General features: G+C 58.8%; 22 protein-coding genes, 1 tRNA gene and 2 riboswitches. Of the genes, 9 read left to right on the top strand and 14 right to left on the bottom strand.

What is annotated here, in order from left to right; translation table 11 throughout:
* Positions 1 to 45: 45 nt before the first annotated feature.
* Positions 46 to 501 (top strand): cyclic nucleotide-binding domain-containing protein, encoded by a 456-nt coding sequence (locus FE840_RS04100; protein WP_138286994.1) that lies wholly within the window; start codon positions 46 to 48, stop codon positions 499 to 501.
* Positions 502 to 531: 30 nt separating this feature from the next.
* Here FE840_RS04100 and FE840_RS04095 read toward each other — a convergent pair whose 3' ends face one another.
* The 6 genes from FE840_RS04095 to tesB form a co-directional block, all read right to left on the bottom strand.
* Complete coding sequence (locus FE840_RS04095) at positions 532 to 1,332, bottom strand: exodeoxyribonuclease III (RefSeq protein ID WP_138286995.1); 801 nt, start codon at positions 1,330 to 1,332, stop codon at positions 532 to 534.
* 111 nt (positions 1,333 to 1,443) lie between these two features.
* Positions 1,444 to 2,094 carry an outer membrane lipoprotein carrier protein LolA gene (locus tag FE840_RS04090; RefSeq protein ID WP_171033683.1) on the bottom strand — a complete coding sequence of 217 codons (651 nt, stop codon included), beginning with the start codon at positions 2,092 to 2,094 and terminating at the stop codon, positions 1,444 to 1,446.
* Positions 2,095 to 2,209: 115 nt separating this feature from the next.
* Positions 2,210 to 4,894, bottom strand: coding sequence for an FtsK/SpoIIIE family DNA translocase (locus FE840_RS04085; protein WP_138286997.1), 2,685 nt, complete (start codon positions 4,892 to 4,894; stop codon positions 2,210 to 2,212).
* A gap of 238 nt (positions 4,895 to 5,132) precedes the next feature.
* Entirely contained in the window at positions 5,133 to 6,497 is a 1,365-nt protein-coding gene (locus FE840_RS04080) for an ammonium transporter (RefSeq protein ID WP_138286998.1), read from the bottom strand.
* Between the two features lie 27 nt (positions 6,498 to 6,524).
* The gene (locus FE840_RS04075; RefSeq protein ID WP_171033684.1) at positions 6,525 to 6,875 is read right to left on the bottom strand and encodes a P-II family nitrogen regulator; all 351 of its coding nucleotides are present in this window, start codon (positions 6,873 to 6,875) and stop codon (positions 6,525 to 6,527) included.
* Between the two features lie 215 nt (positions 6,876 to 7,090).
* On the bottom strand, positions 7,091 to 7,975 hold the full coding sequence (gene tesB / locus FE840_RS04070; RefSeq protein WP_138287000.1) for an acyl-CoA thioesterase II: 885 nt from the start codon (positions 7,973 to 7,975) through the stop codon (positions 7,091 to 7,093).
* A gap of 82 nt (positions 7,976 to 8,057) precedes the next feature.
* On the opposite strand from tesB, the gene FE840_RS04065 reads away from it, so the two are divergent.
* Positions 8,058 to 9,272, top strand: a complete 1,215-nt coding sequence (locus FE840_RS04065; RefSeq protein WP_246318842.1) for a ubiquinone biosynthesis hydroxylase — start codon at positions 8,058 to 8,060, stop codon at positions 9,270 to 9,272.
* A gap of 24 nt (positions 9,273 to 9,296) precedes the next feature.
* On the opposite strand, the gene FE840_RS04060 is transcribed toward FE840_RS04065, so the two are convergent.
* From FE840_RS04060 to FE840_RS04045, 4 genes are all read right to left on the bottom strand, one after another.
* Positions 9,297 to 9,488 (bottom strand): Trm112 family protein, encoded by a 192-nt coding sequence (locus FE840_RS04060; protein ID WP_138287002.1) that lies wholly within the window; start codon positions 9,486 to 9,488, stop codon positions 9,297 to 9,299.
* 8 nt (positions 9,489 to 9,496) lie between these two features.
* Positions 9,497 to 10,174, bottom strand: coding sequence for an LON peptidase substrate-binding domain-containing protein (locus tag FE840_RS04055; protein ID WP_138287003.1), 678 nt, complete (start codon positions 10,172 to 10,174; stop codon positions 9,497 to 9,499).
* Between the two features lie 87 nt (positions 10,175 to 10,261).
* Positions 10,262 to 11,239: a thioredoxin gene (gene trxA / locus FE840_RS04050; RefSeq protein ID WP_138287004.1), complete on the bottom strand. Its 978-nt coding sequence runs from the start codon at positions 11,237 to 11,239 to the stop codon at positions 10,262 to 10,264.
* 67 nt (positions 11,240 to 11,306) lie between these two features.
* Positions 11,307 to 11,813 (bottom strand): prolyl-tRNA synthetase associated domain-containing protein, encoded by a 507-nt coding sequence (locus tag FE840_RS04045; protein WP_138287005.1) that lies wholly within the window; start codon positions 11,811 to 11,813, stop codon positions 11,307 to 11,309.
* A gap of 266 nt (positions 11,814 to 12,079) precedes the next feature.
* Here FE840_RS04045 and FE840_RS04040 point away from each other — a divergent pair.
* A tRNA-Gly gene (locus tag FE840_RS04040) sits at positions 12,080 to 12,154 on the top strand.
* A gap of 100 nt (positions 12,155 to 12,254) precedes the next feature.
* Here the strand turns inward: FE840_RS04040 and FE840_RS04035 are convergent.
* From FE840_RS04035 to FE840_RS04020, 4 genes are all read right to left on the bottom strand, one after another.
* Entirely contained in the window at positions 12,255 to 13,265 is a 1,011-nt protein-coding gene (locus FE840_RS04035; RefSeq protein ID WP_138287006.1) for an aldose epimerase family protein, read from the bottom strand.
* 42 nt (positions 13,266 to 13,307) lie between these two features.
* Complete coding sequence (locus tag FE840_RS04030) at positions 13,308 to 14,492, bottom strand: vWA domain-containing protein (RefSeq protein WP_138287007.1); 1,185 nt, start codon at positions 14,490 to 14,492, stop codon at positions 13,308 to 13,310.
* A gap of 88 nt (positions 14,493 to 14,580) precedes the next feature.
* Positions 14,581 to 15,528: a homoserine O-acetyltransferase MetA gene (gene metA, locus FE840_RS04025; RefSeq protein ID WP_138287008.1), complete on the bottom strand. Its 948-nt coding sequence runs from the start codon at positions 15,526 to 15,528 to the stop codon at positions 14,581 to 14,583.
* A gap of 90 nt (positions 15,529 to 15,618) precedes the next feature.
* Positions 15,619 to 15,696: riboswitch (SAM riboswitch) on the bottom strand.
* A 63-nt stretch (positions 15,697 to 15,759) separates the two neighbouring features.
* The gene (locus FE840_RS04020; RefSeq protein WP_171033685.1) at positions 15,760 to 16,599 is read right to left on the bottom strand and encodes an AAA family ATPase; all 840 of its coding nucleotides are present in this window, start codon (positions 16,597 to 16,599) and stop codon (positions 15,760 to 15,762) included.
* 167 nt (positions 16,600 to 16,766) lie between these two features.
* Between FE840_RS04020 and FE840_RS04015 the strand changes: the two genes are divergently transcribed.
* The 6 genes from FE840_RS04015 (at position 16,767) to FE840_RS03990 (ending at position 24,636) form a co-directional block, all read left to right on the top strand.
* Positions 16,767 to 17,420: a thiamine diphosphokinase gene (locus tag FE840_RS04015; protein WP_138287010.1), complete on the top strand. Its 654-nt coding sequence runs from the start codon at positions 16,767 to 16,769 to the stop codon at positions 17,418 to 17,420.
* 4 nt (positions 17,421 to 17,424) lie between these two features.
* On the top strand, positions 17,425 to 19,254 hold the full coding sequence (locus FE840_RS04010; RefSeq protein WP_138287011.1) for an ABC-F family ATP-binding cassette domain-containing protein: 1,830 nt from the start codon (positions 17,425 to 17,427) through the stop codon (positions 19,252 to 19,254).
* 72 nt (positions 19,255 to 19,326) lie between these two features.
* A riboswitch (TPP riboswitch) is annotated at positions 19,327 to 19,440 on the top strand.
* A 44-nt stretch (positions 19,441 to 19,484) separates the two neighbouring features.
* On the top strand, positions 19,485 to 20,510 hold the full coding sequence (gene thiB / locus FE840_RS04005) for a thiamine ABC transporter substrate binding subunit (RefSeq protein WP_138287012.1): 1,026 nt from the start codon (positions 19,485 to 19,487) through the stop codon (positions 20,508 to 20,510).
* Positions 20,511 to 20,512: 2 nt separating this feature from the next.
* Complete coding sequence (locus tag FE840_RS04000; protein ID WP_138287013.1) at positions 20,513 to 22,162, top strand: thiamine/thiamine pyrophosphate ABC transporter permease ThiP; 1,650 nt, start codon at positions 20,513 to 20,515, stop codon at positions 22,160 to 22,162.
* Positions 22,152 to 22,892, top strand: coding sequence for a thiamine ABC transporter ATP-binding protein (locus FE840_RS03995; protein ID WP_138287388.1), 741 nt, complete (start codon positions 22,152 to 22,154; stop codon positions 22,890 to 22,892). Before FE840_RS04000 ends, FE840_RS03995 begins: the two co-directional genes overlap by 11 nt.
* 220 nt (positions 22,893 to 23,112) lie before the next feature.
* A complete protein-coding gene (locus FE840_RS03990; RefSeq protein WP_138287014.1) occupies positions 23,113 to 24,636 on the top strand; it encodes a M48 family metalloprotease in 1,524 nt (507 codons plus the stop codon).
* The last annotated feature ends 45 nt before the right edge of the window (positions 24,637 to 24,681 follow it).

Genomic DNA, 24,681 nt, shown 5'->3' with positions numbered 1-24,681 from the left:
GGATAATCCGTTGGCCTGTTTTAAGTTTTGATCCCGGGTTGGTCCATGGCGCTGATTGATGACATCGATATTCTTGCCCAGGTTCCTCTGTTTGCAGGCATGGAGACCGATCAGTTGCGCCTGATCGCATTCGGGGCCGATCACCGGACAGTGGCGGCGGGTCAGGTGCTGTTCCGCGAGCATGCACCCGCCGAATGCGCCTATGTGGTCATACGGGGTGCCTTCGAACTTGCTGTCACGGGGCGCAGCGGTCAAAGCGTGGTCGAAACCGAGGTAGGGCCAGGTGTGATGCTTTCCGAGCTGGCTCTCATCACCATGGTCGAGCGCAAGTTCACCGCTGTTGCGACACAGGATTCGGAAGTCATTCGCATTACGCGAAGCCTGTTTCACCGGCTGCTGGAGGAGTATCCCTCCATGGCTCGGCATGTCGAAGGCCGGATCAAGGATACATTGGCAGCTTTGGTCGAAGGCTCAAACGCACTTTCCGGGCGCTTCCAGTAGCATAGTGCGCTATATATCGCCCGCTATCCATCATCCGAAATAGGCTGTGACGGGAACGTGGTCGGAAGGCTGGTTCCATCCGCGTGCTTCCTTCAAGACCTCTATGCTTGCAAGAAAAGGGGCCAGACCCGGAGATGACCAGATATGGTCAAGCCTGCGTCCCCGGTCTGCTGCGGCCCAATCCTTGGCGCGGTAACTCCACCAGGTGTACAGCTTTTCGCTTTCTGGCACATGCTGGCGCATCAGATCGACCCACTGGCCCTGCCGCATGACCTCCAGCAGTCCCTCGGTCTCAACAGGGGTGTGGCTCACGATTTTCAGCATCTGTTTGTGGGACCAGACATCGTGCTCGAGTGGCGCGATATTCAGATCTCCGACCAGAATGGCTTCCGTGCATTGCTCGGCCAAGGCTGACAAGGCCCTCATTTCCGCGATGAAATCGAGCTTATGGCCGAATTTTGGATTGGTCTCCCGATCGGGCTCGTCACCGCCGGCCGGAACATAAAAGTTGTGCAGACGTATCCTTCTGCCTTCCCAGTGGAAGATTGCCGAGATGTGGCGGCTGTCTCCCACGCCGCAATAATCCTGCCGATGGTCTTCCGTCAATGGTAGCTTCGAGCAGATGGCGACGCCGTGATAGCCCTTCTGACCGTGGATAACGATGTTGCTGTAGCCGAGTGCCGTGAGCTCATCGACCGGGAACTGGTCGTTCTGGCACTTGATTTCCTGCAGGCAAAGGATATCTGGCGCGGTGCGCTTCAGGAAATCCTCAACGATCGGCAGCCGAAGCCTGATCGAGTTAATGTTCCAGGTGCTGATCGAAAAGGTCATCGGCTCATCCTCTATGTTGAACCACACTTAAGCAAAAATCTGCCTCGGCAATAGAAAAAGGCGGCCCGCACGCCCAGCAGACCGCCTTTCTCCACAGAACTGGCCCGCGCCTCAGCGCCTTTGCATGTGGACGTCCCGATAGGGGATTTCGAACACGCTCGGATCGAACTGAACTCCGCTTTCGACATTGAAGATCATCACCGATGTGTCCTTGTTCTGCAGGTCGGTGATCGTCCACTGGCGCAGTTCGAAGGTTTTGGGGTCAAACATCAGCGTAATCGTCGAATCACCCAGTAAGCTTCTGTCGCCGAGAACGATGGTTGTCAGGTCTGCCTCTTCCTTGACGTCGCGCACCATCTGATTGCCGAGGTCGATCCTGTCAGCCAACAGAAGGCTCAAAGGAGTCTTGGAAAGAGGGTAGAGATCCCAGGTCTTCAGTTTCGTGTTGCCAATCACCACGTTCTTGCCGTCAGCAATGACGCGCATGGGAGAGGGCTTCTCGTAGTTGAAGCGGAGTTTGCCTGGCCGTTCAATGAAGAACTTGCCGCCGGTCTGCTCGCCTCGAGGACCAAACTGGACAAACTCGCCCATCATGGTCTTCACGCTGGAAAAATGATCGGCAATCTGTTGCGCGGCACTATTGGCTTTTACTGGCAGCGGGAAGCTTGCAAGTGCAAGAATCGCGGCTCCGCCCAGAATGAAGCTCCGGCGCGTTGTCTGGCCGGGCAGCACAACCTCGGTTTCAAAGATGTTTCTGGTCATCCAGTACTCCTTCATATGCTGCGTGTTTGACGGAAAAAGGCGGCGTCTTCATGGCCGTTTTTAGGATTGCAGTTGCTGCGGCAACTCGTCCCTTCAGGCTTTGTTCCCAGCGCCTTCAACGCTCCAGGATGTCCCCTTCGGTTGGCACGAGTATCTCGCGCTTGCCCGCATGATTGGCCGGCCCGATAATGCCTTCCTGTTCCATCCGTTCGATCAGCGAGGCCGCGCGATTGTAGCCGATGCCGAGCCGCCGCTGCACGTAAGAGGTCGAGGCTTTGCCGTCTCGCAGAACGATTGCGACCGCCTGATCATAGGGATCGTCGGATTCGGACAGGTTGGCCGTACCGCTCGGGCCGCCGCCATCCTCATCGTCGTCATCATCAATCGTAATGGCATCGAGATATTGCGGCGATCCCTGGGTCTTGAGATAGGCAACGATTTCCTCGACCTCATTGTCCGAGACAAACGGACCATGGACACGCTGAATGCGCCCGCCACCGGCCATGTAGAGCATGTCACCCATGCCTAGGAGTTGTTCGGCTCCCTGTTCTCCCAGGATGGTGCGGCTGTCGATCTTCGATGTCACCTGGAAGGATATGCGGGTCGGGAAATTGGCCTTGATGGTGCCGGTGATGACGTCAACCGAAGGACGCTGCGTGGCCATGATGACATGGATTCCGGCTGCGCGCGCCATCTGCGCCAGACGCTGAACCGCGCCTTCGATGTCCTTGCCTGCAACCATCATCAGGTCTGCCATCTCATCGATGATGACGACGATGTATGGGATCGGCTGCAGATCGAATTCTTCGGTTTCGTAGATCGCCTCACCGGTCTGCCGATCAAACCCGGTCTGGACGGTGCGCGTCAACACCTCGCCCTTTTCCATCGCTTGCTCGACACGGCTGTTGAAGCCATCAATGTTGCGCACCCCGATCTTTGACATTTTCTTGTAGCGCTCTTCCATCTCGCGGACGGTCCATTTGAGCGCGACGACTGCCTTTTTCGGATCGGTGACAACGGGGGACAGCAGATGCGGAATCCCATCATAAACCGAGAGTTCAAGCATCTTCGGGTCGATCATGATCAGGCGGCACTTTTCCGGCGGCAGGCGGTAAAGCAGCGAAAGGATCATGGTATTGATGGCAACCGACTTACCTGAGCCTGTGGTGCCGGCCACCAGAAGGTGGGGCATCTTGGCGAGATCGGCGATGACGGGCTCGCCGCCGATCGTCTTACCAAGTGCCATGGCAAGCTTCGCCTTGTTGCCATCAAAGTCCTTCGATCCGATGAGTTCGCGAAGATAGACGGTCTCGCGCGTCTGGTTTGGCAGTTCGATGCCGATGGCATTGCGACCTGGCACCACCGCGACGCGTGCGGCAATGGCGCTCATGGATCGCGCGATATCGTCTGCAAGGCCAATCACGCGTGAAGACTTGATGCCCGGTGCCGGTTCCAGTTCGTAAAGCGTCACGACCGGACCGGGGCGGACATGGATGATCTCGCCCTTTACGCCGAAGTCTTCCAGAACGCCTTCCAGAAGACGAGCATTGTGTTCCAGAGCATCTGCCGAGAGCGAAGCATCGCGGGCGATTGCGCGCGGTTCCGCCAGAAGGTGGACGGAAGGTAGCTGGAAACCATCCGGTCTCAGCAGGCTGCCCTGTGCATCCCGGTCGGCGCGGACACCAGGCTTGGGCCTTGCCGCTGGTTGACTAATGCGGGGCGCCGCGCGATCTCCGCCGGCAAGCCTTGCCGGCGCTGGCTTCGGGCTCCAGTCGTCCTCGTCATCGGGCAGGATGCCTGCCGGTCGCGGGACATCGTCCATATCAAAGGGTGGCTCATCATAATCTGCAGAAAGCGACGGTGTGCGAACGATCGCGCGGCGTTCGCCCAGCACAGCCGGTGCTGCCGGTTCCAGGCTTGGTTCGACGCGTCCGCGCTGTGTTCCGGCTTTCGGACGAACTGGTTCGTTCAGTGTGCCGAATTCATCATCATTGAAGTCGTATGGCTGCTCGAAGCCATGGCGGTTTCGCTCCTGCGGTTTCAGGCCGATGAGACGCCTGACGCGGGCGCGGGCGGTGTACCAATTATGCGTGAGGGCCCCCAAGGCCAGCGCAATTGGCCCTTCGTGATCGTCTTCTTCTTCCTCGTCCTCGGCGGGGGTGGCGGTCGGCCCCTTTTCGCGCGTTGCAGGCTTCTGTGGGAATTCGGCATCCGCCTCAGGGTCTGCCGTTCCAACAATGCCTGCTGAAAAAAGCAGCAGCCATACTGCCGGAATCGACAACACCGCACCCAGCACGATGGCAAAGGTACCGGTTGGATAGGAGCCCACGAAAAGCGAGGGAAAGCGCAGGATCATGTCGCCGATGACGCCACCGGTGCCGCTTGGCAGCGGCCATGTCAATGGCGGTGGGAAACAGCCAACGACGGCGGCGGAAACAAAGGCTCCGGCAACCCAGGCGCCAAGACGGGCCGGCACCCTGTTGAATGACCGCGTTCCGATCAATGCAAAAGACCAGGCAAGAACAGGCAAAAGAGCAAGGAGGCTTGCAAGTCCGAGAAACTGCATCATCAGGTCAGCGAATATCGCGCCACCATAGCCGATGATGTTCGTCGGTGCCTTGTCAGTCGCAAAGGACAGGCTAGGATCGGCGACATTCCATGTGGCCAGTGCTGCAACGGCCAGCACAAGCAGCAGAAAGAGCCCGAAGCCGGCGAGCGAGAGTACCTGTCGCCATAGAAATGCGGTCAGGGCAAAGCGGCCCGAATCATCATGGAATGCGGCTGGATTGCCTCGTGTCATCGTATTTTGCCTGTTCATCCAACGGGGTAGCCTGCTGAAGCATGGCCCCTGAACTATAAGAGTCATGGCTGGCTCCGACCCTACAGGATGTCAGGTTAATACGGCATTAACCATGGAGACTGGTCCTTGGCGCAAGACAACAAAAAGCCCGGGCTGTTCGCCCGGGCTTCGAGAGATCAATTTGTGCCGGATTGGCTCCGGCGTGAAGGGAGGCGACCTGATGGTCGCCTTCCGCAATTTAGCGCTTGGTGAATTCCGGATAGGCTTCGACGCCGATCTCGACAACGTCGAGACCCATCATTTCTTCCTCGGCGGAGACACGAATGCCCATCGTTGCCTTCAGGATCATCCAGACGATGGCGGAGGTGATCGACACGAAGAGACCAATGATCACGATGGAGGCCAGCTGGCCATAAAGCGTCGCATCGGAGTTCGTGAAGACAACGGCAATCGTACCCCAGATACCGCAGACAAGGTGGACCGGGATGGCGCCGACGACGTCGTCGATCTTGAACTTGTCGAGCAGCGGAACGGTAACCACGACAAGGATACCACCGACGGCACCGATCAGGACGGCCGAGACGAGGCTCGGGGTCAGCGGCTCGGCCGTGATCGAAACCAGGCCGGCAAGTGCGCCGTTCAGGACCATGGTGATGTCGATCTTCTTGTAGAGGATCTGGGTCAGGACCAGAGCGGCGACCGAACCACCGACGGCAGCCATGTTGGTGTTGGCGAAGATACGGGATACGTCGGTAACATCGCCGATCGAACCCATGGCGAGCTGCGAACCACCGTTGAAGCCGAACCAGCCAAGCCACAGGATGAAGGTGCCGAGGGTCGCAAAGCCCATGTTCGAGCCCGGGATCGGGTTGACCTGACCGTTCGGACCGTATTTGCCCGCGCGCGCGCCCAGGATGATGGCACCAACCAGCGCCGCCCAGCCGCCGACCGAGTGAACAAGGGTCGAGCCGGCGAAGTCAAGGAAGCCGAAGTTGGCGTCGAGGAAGCCGCCGCCCCACTTCCAGGAGGCCTGGATCGGGTAGATGAGGCCGGTCAGGATGGCCGTAAAGATCAGGAAGGGCCACAGCTTGATGCGCTCGGCGAGCGTACCGGACACGATCGACGCGGTGGCGGCGCAGAACATCAGCTGGAAGAAGAAGTCGGAACCAGCCGAAGCATAGCTGACATCGACATCGGCCGCGGTTGCGCCGACCGGCTGAAGCGATGTGATGCTGAAGGCGCCGATCACATTGAGGATGGTCCAGTTATCGCCCGGATACATCAGATTGTAGCCGACGATGAGATACATGAGCGCGGCGATGCCGAAGAGAGCAACGTTCTTGGTCAGCTGCATCGACACGTTTTTCGAGCGCACGAGACCGGCTTCAAGCATGGCGAAGCCTGCCGCCATGAAGAAGACGAGGAAGCCAGCGACGAGGAACAGCAAGGTGTTCAGAATGTAGACCACATGCGGCGCGACGTCCGGCGCAGCTTCAGCTGCTGCAGGGGCGGCTTCCTGCGCGAAGGCCATGACCGGTGCCAGCAGCACTGCCGCCGCAGCGCCAAGGCGCAAGCAGGTGGGATTAAACTTGGTAAGTGACATCAGAAACAACTCCCCTTACAGCCGTTCTTACAGGGCTTCGGTATTGGTTTCGCCGGTACGGATACGCACGGCCTGCTCGATCGCGTAGACAAAGATCTTGCCGTCGCCGATCTGGCCGGTCTTGGCGGCAGAGGCGATTGCTTCGACGGCCTTATCCACCAGTTCGGCGGAAACGGCGATCTCGATCTTCAGTTTTGGCAGAAAGCTCACGGCATATTCCGTACCGCGATAGATCTCTGTGTGTCCCTTTTGGCGACCGTAACCCTTGACCTCGGTCACGGTGAGGCCCTGGATGCCCACAGCGGTGAGGGCTTCGCGCACCTCATCCAGCTTGAACGGCTTGATGATAGCCATCACAATCTTCATCTGGTTTCCCATCCTTTGCTTGTCCTCGGCGTGGAGCCGACTCTCCTTGCCGCTGGCAAGAAATCCGCCGAGCGACTGGACTAAGACATACAAACTGCGTGCCAGATTCAGATGGTCTGAATAAGTTATTGAATTATAAAGCCTATAAGTATGGAAGCTAATAAACAGGCATTTGGCTGCCTGTTGAGCGCACAAATTTTGTGCAGAAGAATACAGAGGCCTAATATTTAATCTTCTGCTCGTTTGCGTATCAGGCCTTCCTGCGCGACCGAGGCGATCAGCGTCCCGTCGCGGCCAAAAATACTACCCCGCGTCATCCCACGAGCGCCCGATGCGCTCGGACTGTCCTGGCTGTAGAGCATCCAGTCGTCCATGGCGCTGGGCCGGTGGAACCACATGGCATGGTCCAGGCTTGCCGCTTGAATGTCCGGAGAGAAGACTGATTTCCCATGGGCATAGAGCGAGGTATCGAGCAGCGTCATGTCTGAAAGATAGGCAAGAACTGCGGCCTGATAATGCCGGTCATTCGGAACGATGCCGGCGGCTCGAACCCAGATCTGGGCCTCCGGCTTCAGCTTCTCGTCGGAAATGTAATGCGCCAGCGACAGGGGCTTGAATTCGATGGGGCGTTCCCGACCCCAGTATTTCTTGACGCTTTCCGGCGCCTTGGCCAGAAATGTCGCGCGAAATTCCTTCTCGCCGATCAGGGTCTCCGGTGGCGCGACGGCTGGCATGACAATCTGGTGCTCGTAACCTTCTTCCTCGATCTGGAAAGACGCCGACATTGAGAATATGGCCTTGCCATGTTGAATGGCCACCACGCGGCGGGTCGTAAAGGATGCACCGTCGCGAATGCGCTCGACCTGGTAGACAATCGGAACGCTTGGATCGCCCGGGCGCATGAAATAGGCGTGCAGGGAGTGCACATGCCGGTCTCTTTCGACGCAGCGCTGCGCCGCCATCAGGGCCTGGGCAATGACCAGGCCGCCAAAAACACGCTGCCAGCCGGCCTGCGGGCTGCTGCCGCGAAACATGTTTTCTTCAAGCTTTTCAAGATCCAGGCGGTCCAGCAGGTCTTGCATGGCTGCGGTTTGCTGGGTGAACTGCGACATAATGCATGGCTCCGGTTATAGGCACCTCGTTCCGGCTGATCTATATAGGGACCTGATGCTGCACAAGAGCGAGGAATGTACCATGCTGGATTTGCTGGTTGTCGGTGGCGGTTATGTGGGCCTCTCGGTGGCGGTGGCAATCAAGCAGGCTGCCCCCCACATGGCCATCGAGGTGGTCGAGGCTGCCCCTGCCGAAGTCTGGAAGAAAGACGTCCGTGCCTCGGCGATCATTGCTGCAGCGACCAAGATGCTGGAGATCTTCGGAGTTTGGGACGAGATCGAGCCGGATGCGCAACCGATCAACCGGATGATCGTGACGGATTCAAAGGCGTCTGATCCCGTTCGCCCGGTTTTCCTGACATTTGACGGCGAAGTCGAAGAGGGGCGCCCCTTTGCCCACATGATCCCGAATGTCTCCATGGTTGCGGCCTTGCGCAATGCCTGCGAGCGGCTCGGTGTTCCAATCCGCCATGGGGTGCGCGCGACCGGGTTTCGCGACACTGGTCCTTCTGCCGAGCTGACCTTGTCCGACGGCAGCGTCATTGCATCGCGTCTCGTGGTGGCCTGCGACGGTGTGCGCTCGAAGCTCAGGGATCTCGCGGGTATCAAGACGGTTTCCTGGGACTATGGCCAGTCGGGCATCGTCACGACAGTCGAGCATGAACGACCGCATGAGGGCATGGCGGAAGAACATTTCCTTCCCGCCGGCCCCTTTGCGATCCTGCCGCTCAAGGGCAACCGTTCATCGCTTGTCTGGACCGAGCGGACCGCAGATGCCGATCGCATGGTGGCTGCCGACGATCTGATGTTCGAGGCTGAGCTTGAGCGCCGCTTCGGCCATAAGCTCGGTCAGATCCGCGCGTCTGAGGATCGCCGCGCTTATCCGCTGGGGTTGACACTCGCGCGCGCCTTCGTCGCGCCGCGTCTGGCGCTTGCCGGCGATGCGGCCCATGGCATCCATCCGATTTCCGGCCAGGGCCTCAATCTCGGCTTCAAGGATGTTGCAGCGCTTGCCGAAACGATTGTCGATGCCGATCGCCTTGGCCTCGATATCGGCTCGATGAATGTTCTGGAGCGCTACCAGATCTGGCGTCGTTTCGACACCTTCCGTATGGGGGTTACCACCGATGTGCTGAACAGACTGTTCTCCAATGACATAACGCCAGTGCGCGTCATGCGAGATTTCGGTCTGGGAGTGGTCGATCGCATGCCGAGGCTGAAGAACTTCTTCATTCGCGAGGCTGCGGGGACTTCGAATGCCGGGGCGCCGAAGCTTCTGGCAGGATATCCGATCTGACACAGGTTTCAGGAGATCACGCGATCACATGTCCAGCTTGCGGGCTTCCGATACCAGCATGATCGGTATGCCGTCGCGGATCGGATAGGCGAGCCTTGCCTTTTCCGAGATCAATTCATCACGATCACGATCAAACTTGAGGGTACCCTGCGTCAACGGACAAACCAGCAGCTCAAGCATTTTTGGGTTGATGATACCGGCGCGCTGTTCGACCATCGTCAATCCTACTGCAGGATGGTGTCAGCGTCGCCGAAGGTTCGCGCCAGCACGATTTCGGTAATCGCGATCAGCGTTTCCGCGCGTGTCTTGAGGTCCGGCGCTTCGAGCAGGGCCTGTTTTTCGGCCGGTCCGAATGGCGACATCATCGAAAGCGAATTGACCAGCGTGATATTGCTGGCCCGTTCCACGCTTTCCCAGTCTGCCTCCAGCTTGTTGGCTTCCAGATAGGCCCGGAATGCTGCCAGCAGTCCTGCCCTATTGACCTGCGTTTCTTCCTCATTGCTCGTCAAATCGCTGACAAAAGGCGCAATTTTGAACGTTCGATAAGGTTTGCTGTTAGCCACCTCGTCCATCAAACGAAAACGGCAGACTCCAGCCAAGGAGATGATGTAGCGGCCATCTCCTGTCTCCGTGAAAGATGTGATGCGACCAAGGCAGCCCATGGATGACAGGGCGGGTCGTTCTGGCAGGATGTTTGCCTGTTCTTCGCTCAATGCCGGTTGGATCATGCCAATCAGCCTGTTGCCAGCGAGTGCAGCATCGAACATGGCGAGATAGCGCGGCTCGAAGATGTTGAGAGGCAACTGTCCGCCCGGCAATAGCAAGACACCGGAGATCGGGAAGACCGGCACCGTTTCCGGCAGGTCTTGAGCGGTCAGATATCTGGCATTTCCCACTTGCATCCAAGTACACCTTGCCCGGCCCAGCCGGCCTCTACTTAAGCTCCTTATGTGGATCGCCCATGAGAAAACTCAAGGCCACAGAGCAAGTCACGCAAAGAGAATCGACGAGAGCTTGCGACGGGCCATCACTGTTGCCGGGTCCTTCGGACCCCATACCTCGAAGAACTGCAGCAATTGGCGACGTGCGCCGTCGTCATCATAGGCCCGGTCACGCTTCATAATCAGCAGCAGGTGCTCGGCGGCTTCCTCGCGCTTACCTTCCACATTGCGGATCTTGGCAAGCTTCATGCGCGCATCGTGGTCGTCCGGGTTCAGCGAAAGCGTATGCTCAAGCGCCACCGGATCTCCAAGCTTGCGAGCCTCGTCAATCTGGTCAAGCTTCTTCAGTTGCGCCTGGATTTCGGCGGTTTTCGCCACTTCTTCCGGCAACTGGCTCAACAGTTCACGGGCGCGCTGGTGCTGGTTGGCGGCTATCATGCATTCCGCCATCCCGGCGAGGGCCTTGGCATTATCGGGGTCGGCCTGCAGAACGGCAGCATAGAGCTGGGCGGCACCATCGATATTGCCAGCGGTGATCAGGCCGGATGCTTCTTCCAGAACAGCCTCGATCTGGGCCGCCTGATCGGCGCCGGCAGGACCCGCCACCTTGTCGATGAACTGGTTGATCTGGCTTTCCGGGATAGCGCCCATGAAGCCATCGACCGGCCGGCCATTGACGAAGGCGATGACGGCCGGGATGGACTGGATGCCGAGTTGCCCCGGGATTGAGGGGTGGTCATCAATGTTGAGCTTGACCAGCTTCACCCGACCACGTGCCTCGTTCACAGCCTTTTCGATCACGGGTGTGAGTTGGCGGCACGGGCCGCACCAGGGCGCCCAGAAATCGACGAGAACAGGCTGGTGACGGGATTCCTCCAGGACATCCTTGGTGAAGCCTGCCGTGGTCGTATCTTTCACCAGGCCTCCAGCCGGGGCAGGCGCTTGTGCTGCACCACCGTATTGCGCGCTGGCCGTCATCTGCTGGGTGCCGTAGCCGCCGCCATAAGGATTGCCATTGTCGCTCATTTGCGCATCTCCCGCCTGTTTGTCGCGCCGCTCGCCGGGCGCGTTTCCTGCCCGGTAAGATCGTATGTCAAGCCGTGACTTTCAAGACAAGCGGCTTGTGGCCGGTTGCCTCCATGAAACGTATCAGATCGGTGCTGCCGATCGAAGTCGTCGCATCGTTGGACAGCGGATGACAATTGATGATTTCGTGCTGCATCAGGTCGGCATCCAGAATGAAGGTCACATTTTTCTCTGTATCATTAATGGCACCCAAGGCTGTCACCGAGCCGGGCTGGACACCCAGATACTCCATCAGCTTTTCCGGCTTTCCAAAGGAAACCTTGCTCGCAGCGCCAATCAGCGTGTGGACCGTCTTCAGATCGACCACCGCGTTTTCTTCGACGGTCAACAGAAAGAAGTTGTCCTTCTTGTCCTTGACGAAGAGGTTCTTTGTATGGCCGCCCGGGATCTCGTCCCGCAGGGCAACCGATTCCGCCACGGTAAAGACAGGCGGATGGGTCTTGGTCTGATGCCGGATCCCCAGATCATCGAGGAAGCGGAAAAGGTCATCGGCAGTCTTTGGCGCGGTCGTCATCGGGACGGTCCTATTGCAAAAGGTTGAATTTCGTCGTTGAGGATTGGCGGCAGAGATAGGCGTTTCCTCGCCGCGAGACAATCTTGAACGCGGCAAAATACCTCGCATTTTCCGAGGTTTGGCCTCTTTTGTCAGCGAGCTTCAAAAAATTTTGCGGCGATCCGTCATTTCCCTGTTGCATTTGAAAAGTGGTTGGGTCATATAGCGCCCGTCGCCGCAAGTCGGACGGCCCCGATCCACTGACTACCCCAGGATCGGCGATATGAGCGGGTGTAGCTCAGGGGTAGAGCACAACCTTGCCAAGGTTGGGGTCGAGCGTTCGAATCGCTTCACCCGCTCCATTCTTCCCAACAAAAGCTGTGTTGAAAATCTGTCAGAACTCGTGGCGTATGTCGCCATGGTGGTTGGCAGACCGACGTCAGGCCGATCTGCCCAGCTCCCTTACATCTTCGAAAACACGTAATCCGTCTCCTGGCGCAGGACATCACCGGGCATCAGGATTGCATTTGGAAAGTCTGGCTTGTTGATCGCGTCGGGCCAGACCTGTGTCTCAAGGCAGAAGCCGGCGAAGTTGCCGTAGGTTCGGCCTTCAAATCCCGGCACCTGGGGCGCGACCTTGCCGCCGGAATAGAACTGCACGCCCGGTTCCGTCGTCCGAACTTCCATCGCCACGCCGGAACTGACGCTGCGTGCGAGCGCTACGCTTCGTTTCGGGCCGCGTTCCGAGGCGAAGCAGAAATTGTGATCATAGCCGATCTGGCTTCCGTCTCGCTCTCGGCGGATCGGGCGCATTTCTCGAAAGTCGAAATCGGTGCCTTCGACGGGGCGTATCTCGCCTGTCGGAATAAGCGTTTCATCAACCGGCGTGAAATGGTCGGCGGCCAGCATCAATTCGTGATCGAGAATCGTCTGGCTGCCATCCAGGTTGAAATAGGAATGGTGGCAGATGTTTGCGATCGTCGGCTTGTCCGACACCGTTTCATAGACGATGGCCAGGACACCGCCCTCTTTCAGGCTGTAAGTGGTTGTTGTGCGTGTGGTTCCTGGATAGCCGGCGCGACCTTCCGGATCTATGATCTCCAGGGTAACACTGTCGGGGGAGAGGCCGATGATCTTCCAGTTCCTCTTGCCCATTCCGTCCGATCCGCCGTGTAGATGGGTGATGCCCTTCTCGTTACATTCCAGCTGATAAACCTGTCCTTCCAGCGCAAACCGGCCATTTCCGATGCGGTTGGCGCAGCGGCCCGGTGTGGCTCCGAAATAGGGAGAATGATGCAGATAGTCCTCAAGAGCATCGAAACCGAGCACAAGCGGCTTGTCATGACCGTCCAGTCGCAGGTCCTGCAGGGCAGCGCCATAGGTGATGATTGAGGCCGTCAATCCTCCGCCGGTGAGGATGACCCTGTCCACCGTTTCACCGGTGCCGAGTTGCCCGAATGTCTCTCTTTTCATGCCATGCTCCTGTGGTGTCCCCATTGCCTGCCACAACCGCGCCTAGCGGCTCAGCACGCGTGCCGCCTCTTCAAGGCCGCCCAATGTCAGGGGATACATTCTGTTGTCCATCAACTGCCGAATCAGTCCGACGGACATCGTATAGTTCCATCTCGGCTCCGCCAGCGGATTGATCCAAAGACTGCGGCGAAAATGGGTGGTAAGCCGCTCGAGCCAGACGGCACCGCTTTCGGCATTCCAATGCTCGACCGAGCCGCCCGGATGGGTGATCTCATAAGGGCTCATGGACGCGTCGCCGACAAAAATCAGTCGATAATCGGGTCCAAAGGTGCGGATGACATCCTCGGTCGGGATCGTTTCGCGATAGCGGCGGACATTGTCCTTCCAGACCCGCTCATAGGGGCAGTTGTGGAAGTAGAAATATTCCATATGGCGAAACTCGGTGCGTGCCGCCGAAAACAGTTCCTCCACCACCTTGACGTGGTCGTCCATCGAGCCGCCGACATCGAAGAACATGATGAGTTTCACGGCATTGCGCCGTTCGGGTCTGGTCTTCACGTCCAGATAGCCATGCTCGGCGGTCGCGCGTATCGTGCCGGACAGGTCGAATTCTTCAGCTGCCCCTTCTCGGACGAAGCGGCGCAAACGTCTCAGCGCCACCTTGATGTTGCGTGTACCAAGCTCGACGCCGTCGTCCAGGTTCCTGAACTCGCGGCTGTCCCAGACCTTGACGGCGCGGCGGTGACGGCTTTCATTCTGGCCGATCCGCACCCCTTCCGGATTGTAGCCATAGGCGCCAAAAGGAGATGTGCCGGCCGTGCCGATCCATTTCGAGCCGCCCTGATGGCGTTCCTTCTGTTCGGCCAACCTCTGCTTCAGCGTTTCCATCAGCTTGTCAAAGCCGCCCAGCGCCTCGATCAGCTTCTTGTCTTCCTCGGACAGGTGTTTTTCTGCCAGCTTCCTCAGCCATTCTTCCGGAATGGCGGTCCTGTCCACGCCTTCGCCCGCCCCTTCGCCCAGGATGCCGCCGAAGCATTCCCCGAATACGCGGTCGAAACGGTCAATGAAGCGCTCGTCCTTGACCAGCGTCGTGCGCGCAAGAAAGTAGAAGCCGTCGATGTCATAATCCACCAGCCCGGCCTGTACTGCTTCCAGAAGCGACAGGTATTCCCTGAGCGTCACAGGGATCTTTTCTTCTTTCAGCCTGAGGAAGAAGGGCAGGAACATGGGTCTCGAGCTGGCCTTTCAGACAGGGTGACGGCACGCCGCCGCCCTATGACACCTTCTCCGTATCATAGGGCCAGGTGGCTGTCGGTCAAACGGCTGTCTGCAGCGGCATCTCCGGCTTGATCCCGATCTCGTTCAGATCATAGGGCGTGGTCTGATAGATCTCGTTGATCCAGTTGCCGAACAGGAGATGCGCATGGCCGCGCCAGCGATTGAGCGGTGCCAGCGTATCGTCATTATGCGGGAAATAGTTGTGCGGCAGCTTGATCGGAATACCGGCCGTCTTGTCGCGGAAATATTCGTCGCCGAGCGAGGTCGAGTCATACTCGACGTGGTTGAACATATAGAGCCTGTTGGCGCGCTTTTCCTCGACGAGGCAGACACCCATCTCGTCGGACTCCAGCAGGATGTTGAGGGTTTGAACCTTTTCTATGTCCTTGCGGCGCACTTCCGTCCAGCGCGAGACGGGGACCTGGAAATCATCGGAAAATCCATTGAGATAGACCGATGCAGGCGCCAGATTACGGTGGCGGTAGACGCCAAAGGCCTTTTCCTTCAGCGCATGCTTTTCGACCCGATGGAAGTGATAGATGGCGGCCATGGCGCCCCAGCAGACATTCATGGTCGAATGAACATTGGTTTCCGTCCAGTCGAAGATCTGGCTCATCTCGTCCCAATAGGTCACTTCCTCGAAAGGCAGCGTTTCAACCGGCGCGCCGGTGATGATGAAGCCGTCGAACTTGCGATCCTTCACCTCGTCCCAGGTCTGGTAGAAGGCGAGCAGATGTTCTTCTGGCGTGTTCTTCGCCTTGTGGCCGCCGATGCGTATCAGCGACAGTTCCACCTGCAGGGGGGACGCCCCGATCAGCCGGGCGAACTGGATTTCCGTCTTGATCTTGTTGGGCATAAGGTTCAGGAGGCCGATCTGCAACGGGCGAATGTCCTGGCGGACCGCCACGGTCTCGGTCATCACCCGCACGCCCTCATGCACGAGGGTCTCAAAAGCGGGCAGCGTATCGGGAATCCTGATCGGCATCTTGGTCTCAACTTTCCTTGTCGCGCGGGAAGCCTCCCGCAGAAACAAAAATACCGGCAGCTTGATATCGCCACCGGTCCTCGGAAAGTCTTCGAACTCACCTCGGCCCTTTAGCGACTTATTTAACGTGGCTGCAAGCCGGCCGGCCAAATCACCACACAACGGATTTGTATTTACGCCCGGTTGTTCCTCAAATCAACGAAAAAGCATGTGGCACTGCAGCGTGTGCAGTCAGCGCTCCCGCCGTGCCAGAAAGGCCAGCCGCTCGAACAGGTGAACATCCTGCTCGTTCTTCAGAAGCGCACCATGCAAACGGGGCAGGGCGTTCTTCACGTCACCGCGCAGATCGGCGGGATCAACCTCGTCTGCCACCAACAGGCGGATCCAGTCCAGCACTTCGGATGTCGAGGGTTTCTTGCGCAGGCCGGCTGTCTCGCGGATATCGTAGAACTGCGTCAGCGCTGCCTGCAGCAGGGCCTGCTTGATGCCCGGATAATGGACTTCAACAATGCGTGCGAGCGTCTCGGCGTCGGGGAAGCGGATGTAGTGAAAGAAGCAGCGCCTGAGGAAGGCGTCCGGGAGTTCCTTCTCATTGTTGGAGGTGATGATGACGATCGGGCGTATCCTCGCCTTCACCAGCTCTCCAGTCTCGTAGACATGAAACTCCATGCGATCGAGTTCCTGCAGGAGATCGTTGGGAAACTCGATATCGGCCTTGTCGATCTCGTCGATCAACAGCACGCATTTTTCAGTCGCGGCAAAGGCCTGCCAGAGCTTGCCCTTGCGGATATAGTTGTTCACGTCGTTGACGCGGGGATCACCAAGCTGGCTGTCGCGCAGCCTTGAAACCGCGTCATATTCATAAAGACCCTGCTGCGCCTTGGTTGTGGACTTCACGTTCCATTCGATGATCTGAAGACCGAGCGCCGCTGCCACCTGACGGGCAAGCTCGGTTTTGCCCGTGCCGGGTTCACCCTTCACCAGAAGCGGTCGTTCCAGTGCAATCGCGGCATTGACCGCAACCATCAGATCCTTGTCGGCGACATAATCGGCGGTGCCCTTAAACTGCATCCTGTCTCGCCCCATCCTTTGCCTGCATGAAGTCCTGCCCTTCCTAGACCGGAACGGGGGACAGGCCAAGAGAGGGTGCGAGATCTTCTCCTGCGCCGATCATGAGAGATTGTTCGCTCGATGAACGGGCTTTCCCTTTTTCTCTCAGATGCGCTAAGGGCTGGCGCATGAATACATCGTCCTTCACCATCCTTCTCGGTGGCCATCTCCGACTGACCGACCGGCTGCGGGCGCTGACGCGTGGCACCCGGATGATTGCGGCTGATAGCGGTATTCGCCATGCGCGCCTTCTCACCGCCCAGCCGGAACTCTGGGTTGGTGATTTCGACAGCAGCGATGCCGAAATGCATGCGGCCTGGCCCCAGGTCGAGCGGCGTTCCTATCCGGCTCAAAAGGCAGTGACCGATGGGGAGATCGCCGTTGCCGAAGCCATTCGGCTGGGGGCCACGCGCCTGGTCTTTGCCGGAGCTCTGGGTGGCGAGCGCTCGGATCACGCGCTCCAGCATTATCTCAATGCGCTTGGACTTGTTGCCGATGGCTTTGAAGTGGTTCTCACCTCGGGTGATGAAGAGGCCTATCCCTTCACTGATGAAAGCCAGCTCGAATTGGATCTGCCGAAAGGCGCCCTTTTTTCCGTCCTTGGCTTTACCGCACTTGAGGGGCTGACGATCCGCAATGCGCGCTATCCGCTGACCAATTATGCTCTCGCCTTCGGATCTTCGCGCACCATATCGAATGTGGCTGAAGGACCGATCTCGGTGTCTCTGCGGCGCGGTCGCGCCATCCTCCTTGCCCGTCCCTACGATCATTCCGGAGCCTGAACCCTTGGCGCCTCCCATTCTCAAACTTGACGATATCCAGCTGTCCTTCGGTGGAACGCCGCTTCTGGCGGGTGCCAGCCTGCAGGTCGAGCCGGGCGACCGGATCTGCCTTGTCGGGCGCAATGGATCGGGCAAGTCCACCCTGATGAAGATCGCTGCCGGTCTCGTCGAGGCGCAATCGGGTGAAGTGTTTCGCCATCCGTCATCGACCATCCGCTATCTGGAGCAGGCTCCGGATTTCGACGGTTTTTCCACGGTGCAGGCCTATGCCGAGGCTGGTCTCGGCCCGGGCGACGATCCCTATCGCGTCACCTACCTGCTGGAACATCTGGGGCTGACCGGCCAGGAAGACCCGACCCGGCTTTCCGGTGGTGAGGCGCGCCGGGCAGCTCTTGCCCGTGTGCTGGCGCCAGAACCCGACATCCTGATGCTGGATGAGCCGACAAACCATCTCGACCTGCCGACCATCGAGTGGCTGGAAGGCGAGTTGTCGAAGAGCCGCAGCGCGCTCGTTCTCATCTCCCACGACCGGCGGTTTCTGGAAAAGATCTCGACCGCCACCGTCTGGCTCGATCGCGGCTTGTCTCGTCGTCTCAACCGGGGCTTCGCCCATTTCGAGGAATGGCGAGACCAGGTTCTGGAAGAAGAGGAAATCGAGCAGCACAAGCTCGGTCGCCAGATCGAGCGTGAGGAGCACTGGCTGCGCTACGGGGTTTCGGCGCGCCGCAAGCGCAATATGCGCCGCCTTGGAAACCTGCAGAGCCTGCGCGCTCAGTATCGCGGCCACAAAGGACCGCAGGGCACGATCCAGGCCGCCGTGACCGAAGGCAAGGAAAGCGGCAAGCTGGTGATCGAGGCCGACAAGATCACCAAGTCCTATGTCGATCGCGCCATTGTCGCGCCCTTTTCCATCAGAGTGCATCGCGGAGATTGCATTGGTCTGATCGGCCCGAACGGTGCCGGCAAGACGACGCTTCTGAAAATGCTGACCGGCCAGCTTGATCCGGATTCGGGTGTGGTGAAGCTCGGAACCAATCTGGAGATCGCGGTGCTCGACCAGAAGCGCGAGGACCTCAATCCTGATGATTCCCTCGCTCATTACCTGACCGATGGCCGGGGTGAAAACCTCCTTGTCAACGGCGAGCAGAAACATGTCACCGGCTATATGAAGGACTTTCTCTTCCAGCCGGAACAGGCTCGGACCCCGATCCGCAACCTCTCCGGTGGTGAACGCGCGCGCTTGATGCTGGCGCGGATCATGGCCAAGCCCTCTAACCTTCTGATCCTGGACGAACCGACCAATGACCTTGATATCGAGACACTGGACCTGCTGCAGGAAATTGTAGCCGGCTATTCAGGAACGGTCATTCTCGTCAGCCACGACCGTGACTTTCTCGACCGCACCGTGACCTCGACAATTGCCCCGGCCAATCCGGAGGAGCCGGATGGTCGCTGGATCGAATATGCCGGCGGCTATTCCGACATGCTTGCCCAGCGCAAGGGTGTCGAGGACGAACGCAAGCGGGCGGAAAAGGCCGAGAAGGCAAAGGCGCAGGAAGCCTCTAGCGGCAAGCCGACCGGCAGCGCAAACAGCAAGGGCAAGCTCTCGTTCAAGCAGAAGTTCGCGCTCGAAAACCTCCCCAAGGAGATGGAGAAGGCCGAGAAGGAGATCGCCGCACGCGAAGCCAGGATGGCCGACCCCAATCTCTTCACAAAAGACCCTGCCACCTTCAATCGTCTCGCTGCCGAAATGGAAAAGCTCCGCGCCGACCTCACCCGTATGGAAGAGGAATGGCTCGAGCTGGAAATGCTGCGCGAGGAGCTTGAAGGCTGAGGGCTTGAGCCGCTGCCTTACTTCTCCCCGTCGCCATCCCTTGCGAAAGCACGGGAAGCGCGCTATCTCCACATTGCTCTAACGGGGTGCCTTCTGATCCTTTGTGCTCGGAATGCTGAGAGGCTTTGCCAACCCGCGGAACCTGATCCGGTTAACACCGGCGGAGGGATTAGACGCGTCGATCGCAAACGCCCTATCCCGCTATCAATGATCTCACGGAGGAGGGCGCCATGCCGTCACATCTCGCTACATTGCTGCGTTCGGGTCTTGCCGCAGCCTTTCTGTCGTCCGGGCTTGCCTTGCCTGCGGTCGCCCAGGACAGGACCCTGACCATCTACACCTATGAAAGTTTCGTCTCTGAATGGGGTCCCGGCCCCAAGGTCAAGGAAGCCTTTGAGCAGACCTGCAATTGCACGGTCAATTTCGTCGGTGTTGCCGATGGCGTTGCACTTTTGACCCGCCTGAAGCTTGAGGGCGAAACATCCAAGGCCGACATCGTCCTTGGCATCGATACCAACCTGATCGAAGAGGCCAAGCAGACCGGTCTTTTCGACACGCATGGCATTGATGCATCCAAAGCCAATGTGCCGGGCAATTTCTCCGACGATGTCTTCCTGCCCTATGACTATGGCCATTTCGCCGTGGTCTATGACACTGAAGCCATGACCAATCCGCCGACGAGCCTCAAGGAACTGGTCGAGGGCGACCCGAACCAGAAGATCGTGATCCAGGATCCGCGCACCTCGACCCCGGGTCTTGGCCTGCTGCTCTGGGTCAAGTCCGTCTATGGCGACGAGGCGCCGCAAGCCTGGGCCAAGCTCAAGGATCGCGTCTTGACCGTCACCCCCGGCTGGTCGGAGGCCTATGGTCTTTTCACCAAGGGTGAAGCGCCAATGGTTCTCTCCTATGCGACGTCGCCTGCCTATCATATGGTTGCCGAAGAGACTGAGCGCTATCAGGCTGCAGAGTTTTCCGAGGGACACTATATCCAGATCGAGGTAGCAGGGCTTTTGAAGAACGCGCCGGAAAAGGAGCTTGCCCGCGAATTCCTCGCCTTCATGCTTGAGCCCGGTTTCCAGGATACCATCCCGACCAACAACTGGATGATGCCGGCTGCGCCGACCTCGGAGCCGCTGCCGGAAGCCTTCGGCAAGCTGATCCAGCCGAAGGTGACCTTCCTGATGAGCCCTGAAGAGGTTGCCGCCAATCGCAAGGCTTGGATCGATGAGTGGCAGGCGGCGATGACGCTCAACTGAGCATGGCTCAGCCTTCGCACAGTTTCGCAGGGGAAAGGCTGCCGGTTCTCGCCGGCGGCCTTTTCGTCATCGGGGCTGTGGCATCTTTTGTCGGTATCGCGCTTTTTGCCCTGCTTTACGGTCGGGTCGACGCGGCCTTGCTCACTGTGTGGCGCGATCCTGTCATTCATCAGGTTCTCCGTTTTACGCTTCTTCAGGCGGCCCTTTCGACGCTGTTGTCGCTTGCTTTCGCCATTCCGGTTGCCAGCGCCCTTGCGCGTCAGCGGCGCTTTCCCGGACGCATCTGGCTCATCCGCTTGATGGCCGTCCCCATGGGCTTGCCCGTGTTGATCGGTGCGCTGGGGCTGATCGGGATCTGGGGTCGGCAGGGCCTCGGCAATCAGGCCCTGCAGTTTCTGGGGCTCGACCAGCCCATCAGCATCTATGGCCTCACCGGCATCCTGATAGCCCATGTCTTTTTCAACATGCCTTTGGCTGTCCGTTTCATGCTGGCAGCACTCGAGCGCGTGCCGGCAGAACATTGGCGGACGGCAGCAGGCCTCGGTCTTTCGCCCCTCTCGATCTTCCGGTTTATCGAATGGCCTGTGCTGGCCCGTGTGGTGCCGGGTGCCGCCGGCCTCATTTTCATGCTCTGCGTCACGAGCTTCACGCTTATCCTGATCTTTGGTGGAGGCCCTGCAGCGACGACGATCGAGGTTGCCATCTATCAGGCGATCCGCTTCGATTTCGATCCCGGTCGGGCGGTCTCGCTGGCTGTGCTGCAAATTGCCGTGACGAGCCTGCTGCTCGTCTTGATCAGCCTCTTGCCTGGTGCCAGAGATCCCGGCCAGGTGGTCGGGCGTCGGGTAGACCGTTTCGATGGTCGAGGCCTCGGTATTCGCATGGCTGACGGGTTTCTGCTGGTATTCGCGTCGCTGTTTCTCGTGCTGCCCCTGGGTCAGGTGGTGGTCGCCGGCTTGCAGGCCGATCTTCTGGACCTAATCTCCAAGCCAAGCTTTCAGAGAGCGGCCCTCACAAGTCTCTGGGTCTCGTTGGCGGCGGCATTGCTTGCCGTTTTCGGCAGTCTTCTCATCATTCGCGCCCGTCAGCGGCTCGAGGAGACCCGGCAGGTGTCACTTTTCGGTCGGATGTTGATGGCCATGCTGTCAGCCACATCGTCGCTGGTGCTGCTGGTGCCGGTGACGGTGCTGGCAACCGGCTGGTTCCTGATCCTTCGGCAGGTTGGCGATGTTTCCCGCTTTGCTCCCGCAATCGTGATTGGGATCAATGCGCTGATGGCGCTGCCTTTTGCCGTTCGGGTTCTCTCACCCGCCTATGTTGATCATCGCATCCGCAGCAGGCTGCTTGCGGCAAGTCTCGGGCTCAAGGGACCGGCAAAGTGGCGATTGATCGATCTGCCTGTTCTGAAACGATCTTTGCTTGCGGCCTTCACCTTTTCCATGGCCCTGTCGCTTGGCGATCTCGGTGCGGTCGTTCTTTTCGGTTCGGAGAATATCTCGACCTTGCCGACTTTGATTTATGCCAGTCTTGGCAGTTACCGCAGCAATGATGCTGACGGCCTTGCGCTTCTGCTCGGCATTTTTTGCCTTGCGCTTGCCTTGATTGGAGCGCCTAAATTGCGAGAGGAGGACATGCGTCATGATGACCGCTGACCATCTCGCAATCCAGCTTCAATCTGTCGGCCTGAAACTTGGGCATCGCGATTTTGACTTCGATCTCGGAATTGAGCGCGGCGTTGTGACAGCGGTTGCCGGCGCGTCCGGTTCGGGCAAGTCGACGCTTCTCAATCTGATTGCCGGCTTTGAGCAGCCGCAAGTCGGTCGAGTGCTCATTGATGGACAGGATGTCACCGATCTGCCGCCTGCCCGTCGTCCCATCTCCCTGGTCTTCCAGGACAACAATCTCTTTGCCCATCTCGACCTCTTCACCAATATCGGCCTTGGCATTCATCCGGCTATGCGGCTTGCTCCCGGTGACCGGCTGACAGTATCGCGGGCCTTGGAGCGCGTGGGTCTGGCTGGTTTCGAACGTCGTCTTCCCGGTTCGCTTTCGGGTGGTGAGCGCCAGAGGGCCGCCTTCGCCCGGGCATTGGTACGTCGCAAGCCTGTCCTGCTGCTCGACGAGCCCTTTGCCGCGCTCGATCCCGGTCTCCGGTCCTCAATGGCCGATCTGCTCATCGATCTGCATCGAGACAGTGTGCCGACCATTGTCCTCGTGACCCATGATCCTCGCGATATCGAAAGGCTGGCCGACAGGGTGATCTTCCTGGATCAGGGAAGGGTGATCGTTGACGCCCCTACCGCTGAATTCTGGAATAAAACGGGCCTCGATCCCGTCGCACGCTTCCTCGGCGTCAATCGGATGGCAGTCGGTTCGCCATAATTTGGACTTGGGCCGGTGGCATCCGCATTCACGATTGGGTGGTTTTTCAAAGCTGGCCTTGGTCGTTTCGCTCCCGTCCACTATCTTTTTTGGCAGGCGTTTATTCGTATGTGGTGAATTGATAGTAGATGGTTGAGTGTGTCCAGGCGATTCCCGCTGCTTTTCAGTGTGAAAGACTGCGGATATCTCGGGCGATCACAGGCAAGGGTGAAGGGGCAGAATGCAGTTTTTGACCGGGAACAGCGCGTTGGCTGTCGCTTGGCTGCGGCATCGGCGCTTTGCAAGGCTCTCCACGGTCGCAGTCATCGTGTCGGCCGGTCTTGTGCTGTCCTCCTGCCAGTCGATCTTTGAGCAGGCCTATGTGCCGACGGTCGGCCCTTCCAGCAATCCGCAGATTGTTGATGAAGTGCAGCGGGGCGATCCCCGCGCCCAGCTGGGTGCACGCGAGCATCCGCGTATCGTTGCGAGCTATGGCGGAGAATATAACGATGCCAAGACCGAGCGCCTTGTTGCCCGCATCGCCGGTGCGCTGACGGCCGTCTCGGAAAATCCGAACCAGTCCTATCGGATCACGATCCTGAATTCTCCGGCGATCAATGCCTTTGCCTTGCCCGGCGGATATCTCTATGTCACGCGCGGGCTGCTTGCGCTCGCCAATGATGCATCGGAAGTTGCGGCTGTTCTCTCCCACGAAATGGCCCATGTGACGGCAAATCATGGTATCGAGCGCCAGCGTCGGGAAGAAGCGGAAGTCATTGCCAGCCGCGTTGTCGCCGAAGTGCTTTCCAGTGACCTTGCCGGAAAACAGGCTCTGGCGCGTGGCAAGCTGCGTCTGGCAGCATTCTCCCGTCAGCAGGAATTGCAGGCCGATATCATCGGCGTGCGGACCCTGGGTGAAGCCGGTTATGATCCCTATGCGGCCGCCCGTTTCCTCGATTCCATGTCGCGCTACAGCCAGTTCACCTCGGTTGATCCGGAAGCGGATCAGAGCCTCGACTTCCTGTCGAGCCATCCGAACGCACCACAGCGCGTCGATCTCGCCCGCCGTCACGCCCGCGCCTTCGGGCCGGAGGGAACCTATGGCGAAACGGGACGCGATTACTTCCTCAACGGGATCGACGGTCTGCTTTATGGTGACAGCCCGGACGAAGGCTTTGTCCGAGGTCAGACCTTCCTGCATGGCAAGCTCGGCATTCGTTTTGAAGTTCCCAACGGTTTCCAGATCGACAACAAGGTCGAGGCGGTTCTTGCCACCGGACCTGGAGATGTAGCCATCCGCTTCGATGGCGTTGCCGACAACAAGAACATGACGCTGCCGAACTATATCTCCAGCGGATGGGTGACGGGCCTGCTGCCGGAGACGATCCGTTCGATCAAGGTCAATGGCCTTGATGCTGCAACCGCGCGCGCCTCTGCCGACAGGTGGGATTTCGACATCACGGTCATCCGGATCGGTCCGCAGATCTTCCGCTTCCTGACCGCCGTTCCAAAGGGTAGCCCTGCGCTGGAGCCGACGGCGCAGCAGTTGAGAGACACTTTCCGCCAGATATCGCTGCAGGAAGCCGCCTCGCTGAAGCCCCTGCGTGTACGGGTGGTGACCGTGCGCCCGGAGGATACAATCGGTACGCTCGCAGCCCGAATGATGGGTACGGATCGCAAGCTGGAACTCTTCCGCCTCATCAATGCCCTTGGCCCGACCTCGACCCTGACGCCCGGCATGCGGGTGAAGATCATTTCTGAATAATGAGATCTGCTGCCGGCCTTGGGCTTTGACTGCCCCAACAAAAAA

The organism is Peteryoungia desertarenae, from assembly GCF_005860795.2.
Lineage (GTDB): Bacteria > Pseudomonadota > Alphaproteobacteria > Rhizobiales > Rhizobiaceae > Allorhizobium > Allorhizobium desertarenae.
This window is presented reverse-complemented; position numbering and strand designations above follow the sequence as displayed.